The sequence below is a fragment of the Citricoccus sp. NPDC079358 genome (assembly GCF_040702545.1).
Lineage (GTDB): Bacteria > Actinomycetota > Actinomycetes > Actinomycetales > Micrococcaceae > Citricoccus.
In genome coordinates this window covers 53,928-70,806 of sequence record NZ_JBFBLI010000010.1, presented here as the reverse complement: position 1 = coordinate 70,806, position 16,879 = coordinate 53,928, and the positions used below count along the sequence as shown (strand labels likewise).

13 protein-coding genes are annotated in these 16,879 nt (G+C 69.7%); 4 read left to right on the top strand and 9 right to left on the bottom strand.

Annotated features, from left to right (window positions below):
• Positions 1–119 precede the first annotated feature (119 nt).
• Positions 120–692, top strand: coding sequence for a dienelactone hydrolase (locus AB0333_RS12665; RefSeq protein ID WP_366219020.1), 573 nt, complete (start codon positions 120–122; stop codon positions 690–692).
• A gap of 26 nt (positions 693–718) precedes the next feature.
• On the opposite strand, the gene AB0333_RS12660 is transcribed toward AB0333_RS12665, so the two are convergent.
• Positions 719–2,161 (bottom strand): MFS transporter, encoded by a 1,443-nt coding sequence (locus AB0333_RS12660; RefSeq protein WP_366219019.1) that lies wholly within the window; start codon positions 2,159–2,161, stop codon positions 719–721.
• Positions 2,162–2,199: 38 nt separating this feature from the next.
• Entirely contained in the window at positions 2,200–2,766 is a 567-nt protein-coding gene (locus tag AB0333_RS12655) for an LURP-one-related family protein (protein ID WP_366219018.1), read from the bottom strand.
• A 183-nt stretch (positions 2,767–2,949) separates the two neighbouring features.
• Here AB0333_RS12655 and AB0333_RS12650 point away from each other — a divergent pair, with 183 nt between their 5' ends.
• The 3 genes from AB0333_RS12650 to AB0333_RS12640 are packed head-to-tail and all read left to right on the top strand — an operon-like array spanning position 2,950 to position 5,371.
• Positions 2,950–4,170 carry an LLM class flavin-dependent oxidoreductase gene (locus AB0333_RS12650; protein ID WP_366219017.1) on the top strand — a complete coding sequence of 407 codons (1,221 nt, stop codon included), beginning with the start codon at positions 2,950–2,952 and terminating at the stop codon, positions 4,168–4,170.
• A 3-nt stretch (positions 4,171–4,173) separates the two neighbouring features.
• On the top strand, positions 4,174–4,869 hold the full coding sequence (locus tag AB0333_RS12645; RefSeq protein WP_366219016.1) for a CE1759 family FMN reductase: 696 nt from the start codon (positions 4,174–4,176) through the stop codon (positions 4,867–4,869).
• Positions 4,844–5,371 (top strand): MarR family transcriptional regulator, encoded by a 528-nt coding sequence (locus AB0333_RS12640; protein WP_366219015.1) that lies wholly within the window; start codon positions 4,844–4,846, stop codon positions 5,369–5,371. Before AB0333_RS12645 ends, AB0333_RS12640 begins: the two co-directional genes overlap by 26 nt.
• A gap of 697 nt (positions 5,372–6,068) precedes the next feature.
• On the opposite strand, the gene AB0333_RS12635 is transcribed toward AB0333_RS12640, so the two are convergent.
• The 7 genes from AB0333_RS12635 to AB0333_RS12605 form a co-directional block, all read right to left on the bottom strand.
• On the bottom strand, positions 6,069–7,040 hold the full coding sequence (locus AB0333_RS12635) for an SseB family protein (RefSeq protein WP_366219014.1): 972 nt from the start codon (positions 7,038–7,040) through the stop codon (positions 6,069–6,071).
• Positions 7,037–7,828, bottom strand: coding sequence for a bifunctional 1-(5-phosphoribosyl)-5-((5-phosphoribosylamino)methylideneamino)imidazole-4-carboxamide isomerase/phosphoribosylanthranilate isomerase PriA (gene priA / locus AB0333_RS12630; RefSeq protein WP_366219013.1), 792 nt, complete (start codon positions 7,826–7,828; stop codon positions 7,037–7,039). Before priA ends, AB0333_RS12635 begins: the two co-directional genes overlap by 4 nt.
• A 116-nt stretch (positions 7,829–7,944) precedes the next feature.
• The gene (locus AB0333_RS12625; protein WP_170144506.1) at positions 7,945–8,100 is read right to left on the bottom strand and encodes a hypothetical protein; all 156 of its coding nucleotides are present in this window, start codon (positions 8,098–8,100) and stop codon (positions 7,945–7,947) included.
• Positions 8,100–8,753 (bottom strand): imidazole glycerol phosphate synthase subunit HisH, encoded by a 654-nt coding sequence (gene hisH, locus AB0333_RS12620; RefSeq protein WP_366219012.1) that lies wholly within the window; start codon positions 8,751–8,753, stop codon positions 8,100–8,102. The genes AB0333_RS12625 and hisH overlap by 1 nt, the downstream gene beginning before the upstream one ends.
• Positions 8,750–9,367, bottom strand: a complete 618-nt coding sequence (gene hisB / locus AB0333_RS12615) for an imidazoleglycerol-phosphate dehydratase HisB (protein ID WP_115930869.1) — start codon at positions 9,365–9,367, stop codon at positions 8,750–8,752. The genes hisH and hisB overlap by 4 nt, the downstream gene beginning before the upstream one ends.
• Before the next feature lie 131 nt (positions 9,368–9,498).
• Positions 9,499–15,597: an Ig-like domain-containing protein gene (locus tag AB0333_RS12610; protein WP_366219011.1), complete on the bottom strand. Its 6,099-nt coding sequence runs from the start codon at positions 15,595–15,597 to the stop codon at positions 9,499–9,501.
• Between the two features lie 125 nt (positions 15,598–15,722).
• Complete coding sequence (locus tag AB0333_RS12605) at positions 15,723–16,841, bottom strand: histidinol-phosphate transaminase (RefSeq protein WP_366219010.1); 1,119 nt, start codon at positions 16,839–16,841, stop codon at positions 15,723–15,725.
• Positions 16,842–16,879: the final 38 nt, after the last annotated feature.

The following is a 16,879-nucleotide window of genomic DNA, read 5'->3' as shown; positions in this document are numbered from 1 at the left end:
CATGAACCCGAGGCACCACGCCAAGGGGATCCAGGGGTCGACGCCCTGGTCGACCGCCGAGGCTCCGCTGCGGCCACCAGCGGTACCGCGCGCGCCTCGGTCGGCGAATAATCCTCACCATGACCGAGATCCTGCTGTTCCACCATGCCTTGGGGCTGATCGACGGCGTCCGCTGGCTGGACGGGCGCCTCACCGACGCCGGCCACACAGTGCACACCCCGGACCTCTTCGCCGGGAGGACCTTCGGCACCATCGGGGACGGGGTGGCTCACGCCGAGCAGGACGTGGGCGTGGACGGCATCCTGCAGCGGGCGGACGAGGCGGCCGCCGCCCACCCGGGGGCGACGGGCTTCCTCGGCATCTCCCTGGGTGCCATGCCGGCCTACCGGCTCGCCCAGACCCGGCCGTCAGCCCGCGCCTGCATCGCGGTCTCCGCGGCGCTGCCGGTGGACCAATTCGCCCCGCAGTGGCCGGACGGCGTCGGGCTGGACCTGCACCTCAAGAGCAGCGACCCGTGGGGAGAGGACGACCGCCCGGTGGCCTGGAGGTTGGCCGGGGACGTCGCCGAGCTCTACGAGTACCCGGGCGATCAGCATCTGTTCACCGAGCACGGACACCCGGACTTCGACCCCACCGCCACGGACCTGGTCCTGGCACGCACGCTCGCCACGCTGGAGCGCGTCTCGGGCTGAGCCTCAGGGTCGAACCAGAAGCCGGCTCATACCGGGAAGCGGGTCAGCGCCGCGCGGCGCCGCCGCCGCACCAGAGCTCGGGCCAGGACGGCGAGGCCGACCATGGCCAGGGCGATCAGCCCGGCGAACAGGTAGCCCGCCTCCGGCGAGATGCCGTCGATGAAAGCACCGGAGACCGGGGCGCCCAGCGCGGCACCGGCGGTCATGGCCGAACCGTAGTAGCCCAGGGCCTCACCGCGCCGCTCCTCGGTCACCACGGCGGACATCAGGGCGGAGGCGGCCGCCAGGGTCGGGGCCGTAAACAGCCCCGAGATGAGGGACACCAGCGCGAGGGCCCACATGCCGTCCACGAGCGCCAGCGGCAGCGTGCCCAGGGCGAAGAGTGCGAGCAGCAGCAACGGGGAGATCCGCCGGCCCAGGGCCCCGTAGAGAATGCCGCCGACCGCCGAGGCGCCACACCAGAAGGCGATCACGACGCCGGCCTGGGCGGCCTGGCCGGAGCGTTCCAGTTCCGCGACGATCGCCACCTCGGTGCCGGACATCAGCATCCCGGAACCCAGGGACACCGCCAGCACCGCGAGCGCGGTGCCGCTGAGCCAGCCGAAAGTGGTGCGCAGACGGGCCAGCGGACCGGGCCGGGCCGCGGCTGGCGAGTCTGGACGGGAATCCGCACCGGAACCGAAGTGAGCGTGGGCATCCGGGTGCGGGCCGGCGTCGTGCTGGGGTGTGGAGCGGATCACCGGCAGGGCGCCGGTGGCCAGCTCGGTGGCGGTGAGATCCAGGTGCGCTGGCGCCCCCTGCACGGAGCCGTCCACGGCCCGCCGCAGGTCCTCCTCGGCGGAGTACTCACGCTCGGTGCCGGGCCGGGCCAGGAAGGTCCCGAGCTGGGAGGAGCGCGTGGGCGGGTTGAACCACATCAGGTAGAGCCCGGCGGCCACGGCGGACCAGCCGATGATCGCCAGCCCCCAGGCACTGGACCAGCTGGTGGCCACCACGGCACCCAGCGCGGGGCCGACCATGAAGATGGTCTCCGTGATGATCGAGTCCAGGGCGAACGCGGTCTCACGCCGCGGACCGTGGGTGAGCACGCCGATGGACTGGCGCACCACGGAGAAGACAGGCAGGGCGAACAGTCCACCCAGGAAGGCGCCGAACAGCAGCCAGGGGAACGGCAGGAAGGGCACGGCCGTCCACACCGCTCCCAGCGTGACCACGGAGGGCACCAGCGCCCGGCGCAGTCCTAGCCGGTCCACCAGCCGGCCGCGCCACGGCGAGCCCACGGCCATGCCCAGTGTCATGGCGGCCACGGCCAGGCCGGCCGCCCCGTAGCCCAGGTCCATCGTCACCGCCACGTGCAGGGTCAGGATGATGCCCGTGGCGGCATTGGGGAATCGGGCGATGAAGCCCACGCCCAGGACACGGCGGATGCGCACGTCCCGCAGCAGGTGCCCGTAGGCGGCGAAGTTCACGGCATCAGGCTACCCGGGCGTAGCCGGACGGGCACGGCTCAGGAGTTGTTGCTGGCCTTGTCCCGGATCAGGTCCAGGGCGATCACGCTGCCGATGACGGCGTAGCCCACCACCTCCGGCATGCCGGGATCCAGCTCCACCGCATAGCGACTGCGGCCCAGCATGGCCTGGCCGAACCCGGCCCACTTCCGGTCCACGCTGGCCACCGGCGCCTGCCCCGCCATCAGGCGGAAGGAGAACCCGGACAGCGAACCGTCCAACTGCAGGTCCGTGCCGTCCACCACGGAGATCGCCACGGAGGTGCGGAAGAAGGAGATCCGCTGGACGATCTCGGCAATCGGCTCCCCCTGGGGGCCGGTGACCCGGTACCGGTCCCGGCCGAGGGTCATGGGGTCCTCCACGCGGAACAGCGGGGTGCCGTTCAGGTCCTGGATCTCGAACCGGCGGTTGCCGCGGAACATCCGCGAGGCCGCCGAGCCGCGTGTGTGACCGTGGGCGACCACGTGCCCCTCGCCGTTCTCGATCGCGAAGTCGTTGGACAAAAAGCCGGTGACCTGCTGCATCACCAGCAAGTTCTGGCCGCTCAAGCTGCTCGTGGGGCTCATGGGCTTAGTCTCCTCTGCCCCGCTGTACGGTCCAACCGGACGCGCGCTGAGGGCCGGCGAAGACCAGGGCACAGAGCAGGGAATAGTCGGCGGCCCTCCACCGTTGGACCAGATGATTCAAATTTGCAATACTCAGCACGAGGCCCACCGGCGACTACCCCCGGAAGCCAGCAAGGAGAAACCATGCAGTTCGGCATCTTCACCATCGGCGACATCACCACGGACCCCACCAACGGCACCACCCCCACCGAGCACCAGCGGATCAAGGACACCGTGAGGATCGCGAAGCACGCCGAACAGGCCGGCTTTGACGTCTTCGCCACCGGTCAGCACCACAACCCGCCCTTCGTGGCCCCGGGCAACCCGCCCACGCTGCTGGCGTTCCTGGCCGCGCAGACCGAGAAGCTCGTCCTCTCCACGGCCACCACGCTGATCACCACCATGGACCCGGTGCGCCTGGCCGAGGACTACTCCTACCTGCAGCACCTGGCCGAGGGACGGGTGGACCTGACCATGGGGCGCGGCAACACCGGTCCGGTGTACCCCTGGTTCGGCAAGGACATCCGCCAGGGCATCCCGCTGGCCGTGGAGAACTACCACCTGCTCTACCGCCTGTGGCACGAGGAGAACATCGACTGGCAGGGCCGCTTCCGCACGCCGCTGCAGGATTTCACCCTGACCCCGCAGCCGCTGGACGGCGTCGCACCGTTCGTCTGGCACGGCTCGATCCGTTCCGCGGAGATCGCGGAGCAGGCCGCCTACTACGGTGACGGGTTCTTCCACAACAACATCTTCTGGAACAAGGAGCACATCATCCAGATGGTGCAGCTCTACCGCCAGCGCTACGAGTACTACGGCCACGGCCAGGCACACCAGGCCTACGTGGGCCTGGGCGGGCAGGCCTTCATGGCCAAGAACTCGCAGGACGCCGTGAAGCAGTTCCGCCCGTACTTCGACAACGCCCCGGTGTACGGCCACGGCCCGTCCCTGGAGCAGTTCACCAAGATGACCCCGCTGACCGTGGGTTCTCCGCAGCAGGTCATCGAGCGCACGCTCGAGTTCCGTGACTGGGTGGGCGACTACCAGCGCCAGATGTTCCTGATGGACCACGCCGGACTGCCGACCGACGTGGTGCTGGAGCAGCTCGACCTCCTGGGCGAGGAGGTCCTGCCGGTGCTCCGCCAGGAGTTCGCCAAGCTCAAGCCCGCGGACGTTCCCGAGGCACCGACCCACGAGTTCCTCGTGGAGCGCGCCCGCCGCGGCGAGGCCCCCGTTCCCGGCGGCAAGGAGGGCTCACCGGCCCGGAAGGACGCGCAGGAGCGCGCCGCCCAGGCCGCTGCGTCCACCGCTGACGCCACCTCGAGCGCCAGCACCAGCGCGAGCACCAGCACGAAGGAGAACTAAGTCATGGAGGACACCCCGGACCTCGGCTCCCCCGCCGGCGCGGATCCCTTCACGCCGCAGGCCCGTCACCTCGTGGTGGTCTCCGGCGGACTGGGCGATCCGTCCTCCTCGCTGATGCTGGCGAACCGGATGGCCACGGCCGCGGCGGACCATCTCTCGGCCGAGGGCATCGTGCCGGAGGTGCACGTGGTGGAGATCCGGCTGCTGGCCACGGAGATCGCCGAGGCCACCGTCAACCCGTCCCGGTCGGCAGCCCTGCAGGCAGCGTTGGACCAGGTGGAGCAGGCCGACGGCATCGTCACCGTGTCCCCCACCTTCAAGGCCAGCTACTCGGGCCTGTTCAAGGCCTTCTGGGACTTGGTGGACAACGATGCCCTGCGTGGCGTCCCCGTGCTGCTCGGCGCCACCGGCGGCACGCCCCGCCATTCGCTGATGATCGACACCGCGCTGCGGCCGCTGTTCAGCTACCTGCGCTCCAAGGTCCTGTCCTCCTCGGTGTTCGCCGCCTCGGACGACTGGGGCGAGGTCACCGGCGGCCAGGGGTCGGCGCGCACCACGCCGCTGCAGCACCGGATCGACGCCGCCGGCGAGGACCTGGCTTCGGTGGTCGGGCGGCTGCCGGCCCGCCCGCGCCGGGCCACCGGCGAGGCCAAACCACTGGAGGTGATCCCTTTTGAGCAACTCCTCCGCGGCAACTGATGCCTGGTCCCGGACGGCCGTTCCGGGACAGATCGAGACGGGGGTACCGCGTCAGGCCTGGCGGGCCTACTTCGAGGCCACGGCCCTGCTGCAGGACCGCCTCGACCGGACCCTGAAGGAGTCGGCCGAGCTCCACCTGGCCGACTACAACCTGCTGTTGTTGCTCTCCGAGGCCCCGGGGGGACGGCTGCGGATGGGTGAGCTGGCCCGGCTCATGGTCTTCTCCCCCTCCCGGGTGACCTACCAGGTCAAGACCCTGGAACAGCGCGGCCTGGTGGAGCGGTGTGCCGCGGCCACGGACCGGCGCGGGGCGGAGGCCGTGATCAGCGACGCCGGCAGGCACCTCTTCCGCAAGGCCGCGGCCGTGCACTCGCGCCAGGTCCAGGACCTGTTCCTGGACCGCCTCGAGGACGGCGAGGCCGAGACACTGCTCCGGGTGTTCTCCCGCCTGGGCCGGACCTTGGAAGGCGGGGAGCCCGGCACGCTCACCGACCTACGGTGATCTCCATCGAATCGGGCTGCCGCACCAACACCTCGGAAAAAGCACCGTACCGCGAGAAGCCAAGGCTCCGGACTCTGCCGGCGTCTTGGCTTCTCGGATCAACTCGTCTCGACCGCTCAGGATCAAGCCGTAGCTCAGCTTGATCTGTTCGCAGTCTGGCGCGGGGAGCGTTCACACCACCGCAGTCCGATCCACGCAAGGATGCCACCGGCGACGGACAAGAGCGGCGCAATGAGAGCGGCCGATTCCGCCCCTCTGACCAGATTGCGCCAACGGAAGGTAGAACGAGAAACATCCCTAGATACATCGGCCGAGAATCGCCACCTTCCCAGTCGATGGCTCGCTGGTAGTAGAAAGCTGTAGCAACAGCGACTATTGCGAGAGGGATAACCAAACCCCACATCAATGGAGTCTCGAAGACTCCAACAACAGCGATGACTGCCGCGAAGGCAAGAGCAAGTACTGTTCTGAGCCCCTCGGCGGATGATCTGGATCTCTTGACCCCTGCAACAGCAAACGACTCCATAAACGTGAAGGTTCGGACTCGTCGATTCTCCATCTTCACAATATTCCCCTCCTCATCGCGATAAGATGATCGTCGAATATGGGAATTAGCGTTTCGCGTACAAACCGGATCCTGGTGAGTAGAGCCAAGCTCCCTAGCCGTTCCCTCGGGCACACTTCTGATAAGCGCAATCTAAAGTGGGGGCTTGGATCTTGGGAGTCGCCCGACCGTGATTTCCACCGAGTCGGCCTTCTCCGCCAAGGAGGGCACCTCGCCGAGCACCTGCTGCAGGGTCGCGGCCATCAGCCGCAACCCGGCCTCGTCCTGGGCCGCACTCAGCGCAGAGTCCGGGTAGGCCACCAGCCGCAGTTCCGGACCGGATCCGCCACCGGGCAGCACGGCTCCGGAGGCGGTCCGGGAGGCCACCCCGGAGCCCGGCGCCAGGGCGATCCGTTCCAGCCCGGGCACCAGGTCCACGACGGACGCCAGCTCACCGGCCAGTGCTTCATCCGCGTACGACGGCGTCCAGTCACGTTGCTGGGCCAGCGCCCACACGGCGGGACGGCGCACCACGAAGGTGCGCTCGGCCGCCGGATCCACCACGACCAGTTCGGCCCCCTCGTCCACGGCGGATAGGCACGCGCGCGGCATCCACGTGGCCACGGGACGGGCTAGCGGGTGCCACGCCGTCAGGGCGGGGACGTTTGTGAAGACGGGCAGCGCCGTCCGGCCGTCGGGGGCCTTCAGTGTCACCAGGGCGATGTCCGACTCTTTGTCCCCGTGCTGGTGGACGTCGGCGTGATCATGCCCGTGGTGGTCCTCGGCCATCTCCTCAGCCATCTCAACAACGGTAGGCAGCACGGCAGCGAACACGCGCATCCGGGACAGCGTGACCACCACGGTGTCCTCCCCGGCCTCCCCGGCCGCCAACCGGTCCAGTGCCGGCGCCCAGGCAGGGTCCGCGGTGCCGTCATCCGTGTCGAAGGCATGCAGCGGGTTGGCCGAGCCGTCGATCCCGTCTCCGGAGAGGTCCCGGCCCTCCCAGGCGAGGCCGGCCGAGTCGGCGGGGCGGCCGGCGTCGTCCCGGTGCTGGCGCTCCAGATTCCGCTGGACGGCGGCCTGGATGTGCCCGGGGAGGTGAGGGCCGGAGTCGGGACCGGTCACAGGGTGGGGTGCTCCGCCACCGCCGCCTCGAGGGTGGCACCGGAGGCGACGGCGAGCGCCTGCTCGAGCGTGAAGCGGCCGGCGTAGAGGGCCTTGCCCATGATGGCGCCCTCGACGCCTGCTCCCGGGCCGGCGGTCCCCACACCCACCATCGCGTAGAGCGCGGCGATGTCCTCGAGCGAGGAGATGCCACCGGAGGCCACCACGGGCTGGGCGGTCCTCGTGGCGACCTCGGCCAGCAGTTCGGTGTTCGGGCCCTTCAGGGTGCCGTCCTTGGTGACGTCGGTGACCACATAGCGGGCGCAGCCGGCCTCCTCGAGGCGCGCCAGCACCTCCCAAAGGTCCCCGCCCTCCTTCGTCCAGCCGCGGGCGGCCAGGGTGGTCCCGCGCACGTCCAGCCCGACGGCGATCTGGTCACCGAAGCGCTCGATGACCCGCGCCGTCCACGCGGGATCCTCCAGCGCGGCGGTGCCGAGGTTGACGCGGGTGGCGCCCATCTCCAGGGCATTCTCCAGCGAGGCATCGTCCCGGATGCCGCCGGAGAGCTCGATCTTCACGCCCAGTTCCGTGACCACGCGGGACATGACCTCGCGGTTGTCCCCGCGACCGAAAGCGGCGTCCAGGTCCACCAGGTGGATCCACTCGGCACCGGCCTGCTGGAAGGCCAGAGCGGCCTCCAGAGGTTCGCCGTACCCGGTGGCGGTACCGGCCTCGCCCTGGACGAGCCTGACGGCCTGACCGTCCTGGACGTCCACGGCGGGCAGCAGTTCAAGCTTCTTCTCGGTCAACGTGGATCCTCTCGGGAATGCGGAAATAGAGACAACGGGAGTAGAGACATCAGGCAGTGCAACAGCAGAATCAGGGAGCGCATCGGTCGCATCCGTGAGGCCGCGGGGCCGGCCACCTACGGGAGCAGCAGGAATCCGGCCACGATCGCCATCACGGCGCAGACCACAAAGCCGATCTGCAGCCACACCGGGAACTCCTGCTTGCGCAGCGAGTAGGCCCCGCCCAGCAGCAGGCCGCCCAGGGCGATGAGCAGGGTGGTCCAGTACGGCATCAGAGGGTTCCCAGCCAGTTGGTGAGCAACTGCATGCCGGCGTCCCCGGACTTCTCCGGGTGGAACTGGGTGGCGGCCAGCGGCCCGTTCTCCACCGCGGCGATGAAGTCGGCCCCGTGGTTCGACCAGGTCACCCGCGGCGGGTTCATCGCCTGATGGGTCTGGTCGAAGGTCCAGTCCAGCACCCCGTAGGAGTGCACGAAGTAGAAGCGCTCGTCCTCGATGCCCCGGAACAGGTCCGAGCCGGCGGGCGGCCGCACGGTGTTCCAGCCCATGTGCGGCACGATCGGGGCGGGCAACGCCTCCACCACGCCGGGCCACTCGGCCATGCCTTCGGTGCGCACGCCGTGCTCCACGCCGGCGTCGAACAGGATCTGGTGGCCCACGCAGATGCCGAGCACGGGCCGGCCGCCGGCCACGCGGCGGCCGATCCACCGGGTGGCTCCGGTGGCCCGGAGGGCCTCCATGACGGACTGGAAGGCGCCCACGCCGGGGACCACGAGCCCGTCCGCGTTCATCACGGTGTCCGCGTCCGCCGTCAATTCGGCGTCCGCCCCGGCCCGCTGGAGGGCGCGCACGGCGGAGTGGGTGTTGCCGGAGCCGTAGTCGAGGACGGCTACCGTCGGTCGAGTTCCGGAGCGGGTTCCGGTCATAGCGCACCCTTCGTGGACGGCACCCCGGTCACCCGCGGGTCGTCCTCCACCGCGGCGCGCAGGGCCCGGGCGAACGCCTTGAACTGCGCTTCCACGATGTGGTGGGGGTCCCGTCCGCGGACGACGTCCATGTGCAGGCAGATCGACGCGTGGTACGTGATGGCCTCGAAGACGTGGCGGGTCATGGACCCGGTGAAGTGTCCGCCGATCAGGTGGTACTGCTGGCCTTCCGGCTCGCCCTCGTGCACCAGGTAGGGGCGCCCGGAGACGTCGACGACGGCGCGTGCCAGCGCCTCGTCCAGCGGCACCGAGGCCTCACCGAAGCGGCGGATGCCTGATTTGTCCCCCAGTGCGGTCTTCAGGACCTCGCCGAGGGAGATCGCCACGTCCTCCACGGTGTGGTGCACGTCGATGTGGGTGTCCCCCGTGGCCCGCACCGTCAGATCGACCTGGGAATGCTTGGCCAGTGCCGTCAGCATGTGGTCGTAGAACGGCACGGACGTGGAGATCTCCGAGGTCCCGGTTCCGTCCAGGTCCATCTCGACGTAGACGTCGGACTCGGAAGTGGTCCGCTGGATCCGGGACTTGCGTCCGGATATCAGCTCTGCGCCCATGGCGGCTCAGCTCCTTGCTGGTCAGGGTATGGCGGTAATGCGATGTCCTCGGCTCACCAGTCTAGGACGCCGTGGAGCGCTGATCCGTTCATGGCGTTTCGGGAACAACTGCGCCTACGGGGTCCGCCTTCCTACCAGGGACCACGGATGTGGTTGGACTCGAGTCCGGCGATTTCGATCCACGTCTCGCGGTACAGGTCGTGGGGCCAGCAGCCCACATTGCCGTCGATCAACTTCCCCTGGCCGTCCACGGTGAAATCGACGTTCCCCTGTTCCCACGTGCCGACCTGTCCATTGTCCGACCGGATCCCGTAGCAGGTACCGCCCGAGACGTACTGGTTCGGCTCGAAACCGCTGGCATTCACCTTGGTGTAGTGGCAGTTCTTGTAGGCCGAACCCGCTCCGCAGGCCTCCGGGTCCCCGAAGGGTGCGCCGAGGGAGAACTGAATGCTCGGCGGAGGGACTGTGATGGAGGAGACGGTGCTCTCCGAGGAGGCGCAGTCCCCGTCCGCGCAGACGGTCACCTTGAGGGTGTATCGGGTGGATTCGCGGACCCACTCGGAGGCGTACCGGCCGCTGTTCTGCACCCGGCTGCCGTTGACCGTGGCGCTCATGGTGGCGTTACGGCCGTTGCCGGCCGTGTTCGTGTCGGTTCCCCAGTGGAACTGGACGAGACCTTCAGCAACCACAGGCATGATCTCCGGCGGCTTGAGCGGCCCGTAAGCCGTGGCGGTGGAGACCTTCTGGGAGGTACCCACCCCGGCGGCGTTCTTCGCCCGGACCGTCAGGGAATAGCTGGACCCGTTGGCCGGGACGGTGACGGTGCTCGAGGTCGCGGTACCAAGGCTGGACCAGCCGCTGCCGAGGGAGTACTCATAGCTCACCGGCGAACCGTTGCTCGCCGCCCCAGAGAAGGAGATATCCAGTTTCCGGTCGGCCCCGGTGGCCGAGGTCGTCAGTCCGGAGATCGGTCCAGGCCGCCCGAACGGCGTCACGGATGCCGATTGGCCCGACGCCGGCGAGTCGCCTTCCCCGTTTGTAGCCACCACGGAGAAGGAGTACGCCGTGGACTTGTCTAGCCCGGACCAGTCCAGGGACGTGGTTCCGGGTCCGACCGGCTTGGTCCCGACCACCGAACCGCCGGCATGGGCCCGCACGGTGTATCCCTCAAGGGCCGCACCGTTGTCATCAGCCGCCGACCAGGCCACCCGCACCACGCCGCCGTGCACCACGGACTCGTCCTTGACTGCCGAGGGGGTGCCCGGGGCGAACGGCTTGCCAGCCGGGACGGCATCGGTGGACCACGCGGACCACTCGGAGGGCTCCTCGGCCTGATTGACCGCCTGGAGCCGGAACCGGTAGGGCACCCCGTTGCCCAGGCCGTCCCAGCGCAGGGACGTCCCGGCTCCGGTGCTGCGGGTCGCGGACCCACTGAGCGCCGGTGAGACCTGCACCCGGTAGGAGGTGATCGCCGAGCCGCGGTTCTCCGGCACCGTCCAGGTCAGGTCCACCGCGCCGTCGCCGGCTACGGGGGCGGGCGCAGCGGGCATCTCCGGGCGCACATCGGGGACGGCGGGGGCCGAAGGTCCGGAGGCTTCCGACTCCCCCACCTCGTTGGTGGCGGTCACCGAGAACCGATGCTCCACTGCGTTGGTCAGTCCCGTGATGGTGCACGCCGTGGCCGCGCACGCTTGGGTGACACCCGTCGTCGTATCGGTCACGGTGTAGCCGGTGATGGGTGCCCCGTTGTCCGGGGGCGCGGCCCAGGACAACGAGACCTCGCTGTCCTCCACACCCTCTATGCGCGGGACACCGGGAGCGCCCGGGGCTCCCTTGACCACCACGGTGACCGTGCCCTGTGCCTGGCGGGCGGAGTCCCCGGTGATGTCCTCGATGCCATAGGTGACCTGCATCCGCCCGGAGTAGTCCGCGTCCGGGGTGATGGTGACGGTGGTGCCGTCCGTCGCGGCGGTGCCCGAGCCCGTGGTCACCGTCGCGGAGATCACGGTCAGCGGCCCCTCGTCGGCGAAGGGGTTCACGTCATTGGCCAGCACGTCGACGGTGACGGGCTCGCCCGCCCGCCCGTCCGGCACCTCGTCGTCCAGCGCCAGCGGCGCCGGCCGGGAGGTCCCCACGACCTGCACGGAGATCTCCGCCGGGACCGGATCCGTTTCACCATCGGACACCGTGAACCCGACGGAACCGGACGTTCCTCGCTCGGCGTTCGAGGAGGGAGTCACGGTCAAGACCGTGCCGGTCAACTCGGCGGCGATCTCGCCGGAGACTGTGCCGAGCGCGAGGGTGAGGTCGTCGCCGTCGGGATCACGGGCCAGCGGGGCCAGGTCCAGGGTGGCCGGGTCTCCGCCCTGTTCCACCTCCAGGGAGCTGGACTGGACCGTGGGCGGGTTGTTCTGGTCCGGGCGGGGCACCACGGAGATCGGGAGGGAGAGCGTGGAGACCAGACCGTTGGGGTCGCCGCCGCCTTCGCCGTCCGTGACGGACACGTTGATTGAGGCGCTGCCCGCATATCCGGGATCCGACGTGAAGGTGACCTCGGTGGCCGAGTCGATGTCAAGGCGGGCGGACGCCGGTGCGGCGGCCGCGGCGTCATCACCGGTCAACTGCGGAGTGCGACCGTCCCGAACCCCGATGTGGTCCGTCAGGTCCACCCGGAGCGGGTCCCCGGCCATCACCTTCAGGGGCTTCTCGAAGGTCAGCCAGGGAGCCCGGGCATCCTGGCCGGGAATCAGGATGAAGGCGTGGCCGGTGCCGCCGTCCACGTCGGTGACCGTGTACATCAGGGTCTGGGCGTCCTGGGCGACGGGCACCACCACCTCGTTCGCCTGGACCCTGGCCCCCGCGGCCTCTGCGGCGGGATCGAGGGAGATCTCCAGGTCCCCGACGTCGCCGTCCGGGTCCTCGTCGTTGGTCAGCACGGGGACGGCCACCTGCTGCTGATCGGCGATCTGCTCCACACCGACCGCATCATCGCGGGCGATCGGCGGCATGAGCGGCGCATCGGGGTCGATCCCGATGGACAGGTTGCCGGTGTCCGTGGCGCCGGCCGGATCCGCGATCGTGTACTGCAGGTTCAGGTGTCCGGCCTGGTCCGGGGCGGTGACCCGCACCAGGCCGTCGACGATCTCCACGGCCGTGTCCGGCACCGAGGACTGGAACCCGCCCTCGACCAGGGCGACCGGGTCCCCATCCGGGTCGGCGTCGTTGACCAGCACATTGGTGGTGAAGGTGCGGCCCGGCCGGACCTGCACGGAATCGCCCAGGGCCACGGGAGGGTGGTTCACGGTCGGGGGCTGGGCGATGCCCACCGACACGGTGCCGGTGGCGATGGCCCCCAGCCGGTCGACGACCTGATAGGTGAACGTGTCCGTGCCCGCAGCGGACTCGGTCGCCGTGTAGATGAGTCTCCCCTCCTCCATCCGCACCGACCCCTGGGTCGGCGGGGACTGCACGCCCACCAGGGTCACCGAATCTCCGTCCGGGTCGGTGCCGTTGAGGTTGACCGGCACGGTCACGGCGTTGCCGGTCAGGACCCGGGCTTGGACCGACGGTGGCACGGGCGGATTGTTCGCGGCGCGGTCCATGGGCGTCACGGTGAACTCCACCGGGGCAGAGGCTTTCTGGCCATCGGGACCGCCGACCTCATAGGAGACGTTGACTCGGCCGGCCTCGTTGCCGGCCCGGTACCGCAGCATGCCACCGGAGACGAAGGCCTGTCCCCTCCCCTCGCCCGGTTCCTCCACCAGGTCCGGTTCCAGCGTGAGGTCGCCATGGTTGGGATGCGAATCGTTCGCCAGCACGTCTACGGTGACGATGTCCCCCGCCCGCACCGTCGCCGAGTCCGCCGTGGCCACGGGAGGCTGGAGGACCTCCGGGGACGGCAGGGGAACCACGGTCACCTCCCCCGTGGACGTGCCCCGGGCGTTGGCCACCCGGTACGTGAACGTGATGGGCCCGCTCAGTCCGCCACTGTCCACCACCCGGACGTGGTTGAAGTCCTCGACCACCACCGTGATGGGTGAGGCATCGCCTTCGGCACCGCTGAGGCCCTCGACCCCCTGGACGACCAGCAGGCCTCCGGCCGGATCGGTGTCATTGCCGAGCACGTTGACCAGCACGTCCCCGCCGGCGGGCAGCAGCGCAGTGTCCCGGACGGCCACCGGCAAGCCGCCGTCCTCCCCCTCGGGTAACACGTCTACGCGGATCAGCCCCGGTGCGGAATCGAACTCGTTGGCGGCCACGTATTCGAGGTAGTAGGTGCCCGGGGCGGCCCCGGCGATCTGCACGGTCCCCGCCGTGGTGCTGTAGGAGACCTCCAGTTCCGGCAGCGTGCTCACGTAAGCCAGGCGCAGCTGGCCGCCGAGCGGGTCCTCGTCATTCTCCAGCGGTTGCAGGGTGCCGTCCTGTCCGGCCTGGACCGTGACATGGTCGGCCTGGGTGACCGGGGGTTGGATGCCGCCCCGTTCCAGCACCTCGATCTGGGCGGTCCCGGTGGTGGTCTCACGCCCATCGGAGACGGTCACCTGGATCTCGCGGGTGCCGGGGTCCCCCGTGTTGTCCTGGAAGGTCAGCTGACCGTCCGGACGGGTCCGGACCGAGTCCGGGTCATCGGCTGCGGCACCGGTGAGCTGCAGGTCATCGCCATCCGGATCCAGCCAGTCGGTCAACACCTGGGCGGTCACGGACTCACCGGCCGGCACGCGCAACACCGGCACCCGTTCCTGCGTCGGGGCACTGTTCTCCGAATCCGGCACCACGCGCAGGTTGACCTGGGCGGTATCCGTCCCCTGCCGGCCGTCGTCGGCGATGTAGGTGATCGCCTCCGAGCCGCTGGCGGACTCCAGGACCACGATCTGCATCCCCACGCCATCCAGGATGCGCTGCACCGTTCCGACGCCGGGCTGGTCACCGTCCAGCCTGGCCGTCAGGACGTCGCCGTCAGGGTCCGAGTCGTTGAACAACACCGGCAGCTGCGTGGTCCGGCCGGCCCGGACGCCGAAGGAGTCGTCCGTGGCCACGGGCGGCCGGTTCTCGTCCTGCCGGTCCGGAAGGACGGTCTGCTGTGTGACCTCGTCCGATTCCTCGTCCTCTTCGGAGCCCTCACCCTTCGGTGGTTCCAGGTCGTCCCAGTTGGAGACCACCTTCATCTGCTCCAGGACCATCCAGGCGGTTCCGGCACCCGTGTCATTGAGCACCACCCGGTCCCGGTTCACCCGGAACACCAGCTCGGATCCCGCCTGGAACTCGGGGATGGGGACGATCTCGTCCTGCGCCTCACCGTCACAATCACGTAAGTACTGGCCGGTCTGCGCCGAGGCAGCGTGAGTGCAGCCGTTGACCTGTACCGGCGCCGTGACGCCTCCGGTGCCGGTGCTTCCGCCGGGCTGCGCCGAGCCGGCCCCCGTATCCGCCGGATCGGTCAGCGGCAGCGAGGTCACCTCGCCACTGCCCAGATCTACGGAGAGCAGGCTGCGGCCGGTGGACAGGGCCAGGTGGTCCGAAGCGGGACCGGCCGGCTGCGGCAGTGCCCCGATGAGGCGGTCGTCCTGGATCGAGTGCCCGGGCCAGGACAGCCGGCCGGCGGTGGAGTCCACCACCACGGGCACGTCCCCGACGGCGGTCATGGCCGGCGCGGACATCTCGCCCAGGCCGTCGACGCCGTTCTGGTCGGTCTCCTCGAACGCGGCACCGGCGGTGTCCGGCTTCTCATAGCGGTGCACCGTCCCCTCGTGCAGGTCCGCGATCAACACCTGACCCTCCAGGGTGGTGGTGGAGGCCACGGCGCCCTCACCCTCGAACAGGGGCTCCTCACCGGAGATCTGGGGAGACGGGTCCGCCGTGCCGGCGAACACCGTGCCCTCGTCCGGATTGCTCGCGGAGATGACTCCGCCACCGAGGGCGAACCCGTCGGTCGCGGGCATCATGACCTGGTCTCCGACGGCCATCGCGGAAGGGTCGATGCCGGTGAGGGCACCCGACGCGGGGTCCAGCATCAGGACCGTCCCGTCCTGCTGATACAGGTCGAAGTGGTCGACCGGCGGTTTCAGGCCGCCGTCCAGAGTGGTGGACTCGTAATTCAGGTGGCCGACGTAGCCTCCCTCGTCATAGGTGACCCAGATACCACCGTCATGCAGATCGAGTTCCGCGGTCTCGAAGCCGGGATAGAGGAAGGCGCCGGTGGCCACCACGGCGCCCACTGCGGAGAACGTCACCGGTGCCTTGATCGACGTCCAGCCCCTGCGCGCCACCGTACTCCCCGTCAGATTCGAGTCACGTGTGCCCGAAGCCGGTCACCCGCATCAGTATAGGTGCCGTGTCCTCTACGCACCGTCCCTGGTCAGGCGCCGGCCAGCACCTCGCCCAGCGCCTCCAGGAAGGCCGTGGTCTCGGCCTCGGTACCGGCGGTGACGCGCAGATGGTGGGCGATGCCGACGTCGCGCACCAGCACGCCGCGGTCCAGCAGCCCCTGCCAGACGGCATGGGCGTCCCCGAGTCCGCCGAAGAACACGAAGTTGGAGTCCGAGACGGCCGGATCGAGGCCCAGGTCGCGCAGGCCCTCGACGATCCGGTCCCGCTGACGCTTGATGTCCTCGACGGTCTCCAGCAGCACCCCGTAGTGCTGCAGTGCGGCGTTGGCCGTCGCCTGGGCCACCGCGGAGAGGTGGTAGGGCAGTCGCACCAGGCGCAGCGCGTCAGTGACCTCGGGTGCGGCGGCCAGGTAGCCGAGCCGGGCGCCGGCCAGGGCGAAGGCCTTGGACATGGTGCGCGTCACCACGAGCCGTGGCCGGCCCGGCAACAAGGACAGCGCCGATTCGGTGCCGGCGAGGGCGAACTCGGCGTACGCCTCATCCACGACGACCATGCCCTGGTGTGCCGCGGCGGCCTCGTAGACAGCCTCGACCACCTCCAGGCCGAGGGCCGTGCCGGTGGGATTGTTCGGCGAGCACAGCAACACGACGTTCGGCTGGCGCTCCGCCACCTGCTGTGCGGCTGAGGCGGCTGACAGCGAGAAGTTCTCCCCGCGCACACCGGCCAGGTAACCGGTGTCCGTCCCCGCGGCCAGCAACGGGTACATGGAGTAGGTGGGCGGGAAGCCCATCACCGTGCGTCCGGGGCCGCCGAAGGCCTGGAGCACCTGCTGCAGAATCTCGTTGGAGCCGTTGGCGGCCCACAGCTGCGTCTCGGACAGCCCGTGGCCCAGGTACTCGGCCAGCCGCTTGCGCAGCTCGGTGAACTCGCGGTCCGGGTAACGGTTCAAGGTCACGGCGGCCTCGGCCACCGACGCGGCGATGGCCCGCACCACCTCGTCCGGCACCGGATGCGTGTTCTCGTTGGTGTTCAACGTGACGGGCACCTCCAGCTGCGGGGCGCCATAGGGGCTCAAGCCCCGCAGGTTCTCGCGCAGCGGCAGGGCGGCCAGGGCCTCCGGGGTGGACTGGGTATCCGAATTGCTCACCTGAGACAGCCTAAGCCTCGGCAGGGTCAGCGGCCGGC

What these genes read in the sequence shown, in the direction of transcription:
- AB0333_RS12665 (WP_366219020.1), top strand. Translation starts at nt 120, where the DNA reads ATGACCGAGATCCTGCTGTTCCACCATGCCTTGGGGCTGATCGACGGC.
- AB0333_RS12655 (WP_366219018.1), bottom strand. Translation starts at nt 2,766, where the DNA reads ATGAGCCCCACGAGCAGCTTGAGCGGCCAGAACTTGCTGGTGATGCAG.
- AB0333_RS12650 (WP_366219017.1), top strand. Translation starts at nt 2,950, where the DNA reads ATGCAGTTCGGCATCTTCACCATCGGCGACATCACCACGGACCCCACC.
- AB0333_RS12645 (WP_366219016.1), top strand. Translation starts at nt 4,174, where the DNA reads ATGGAGGACACCCCGGACCTCGGCTCCCCCGCCGGCGCGGATCCCTTC.
- AB0333_RS12625 (WP_170144506.1), bottom strand. Translation starts at nt 8,100, where the DNA reads ATGCCGTACTGGACCACCCTGCTCATCGCCCTGGGCGGCCTGCTGCTG.
- hisH (WP_366219012.1), bottom strand. Translation starts at nt 8,753, where the DNA reads ATGACCGGAACCCGCTCCGGAACTCGACCGACGGTAGCCGTCCTCGAC.
- hisB (WP_115930869.1), bottom strand. Translation starts at nt 9,367, where the DNA reads ATGGGCGCAGAGCTGATATCCGGACGCAAGTCCCGGATCCAGCGGACC.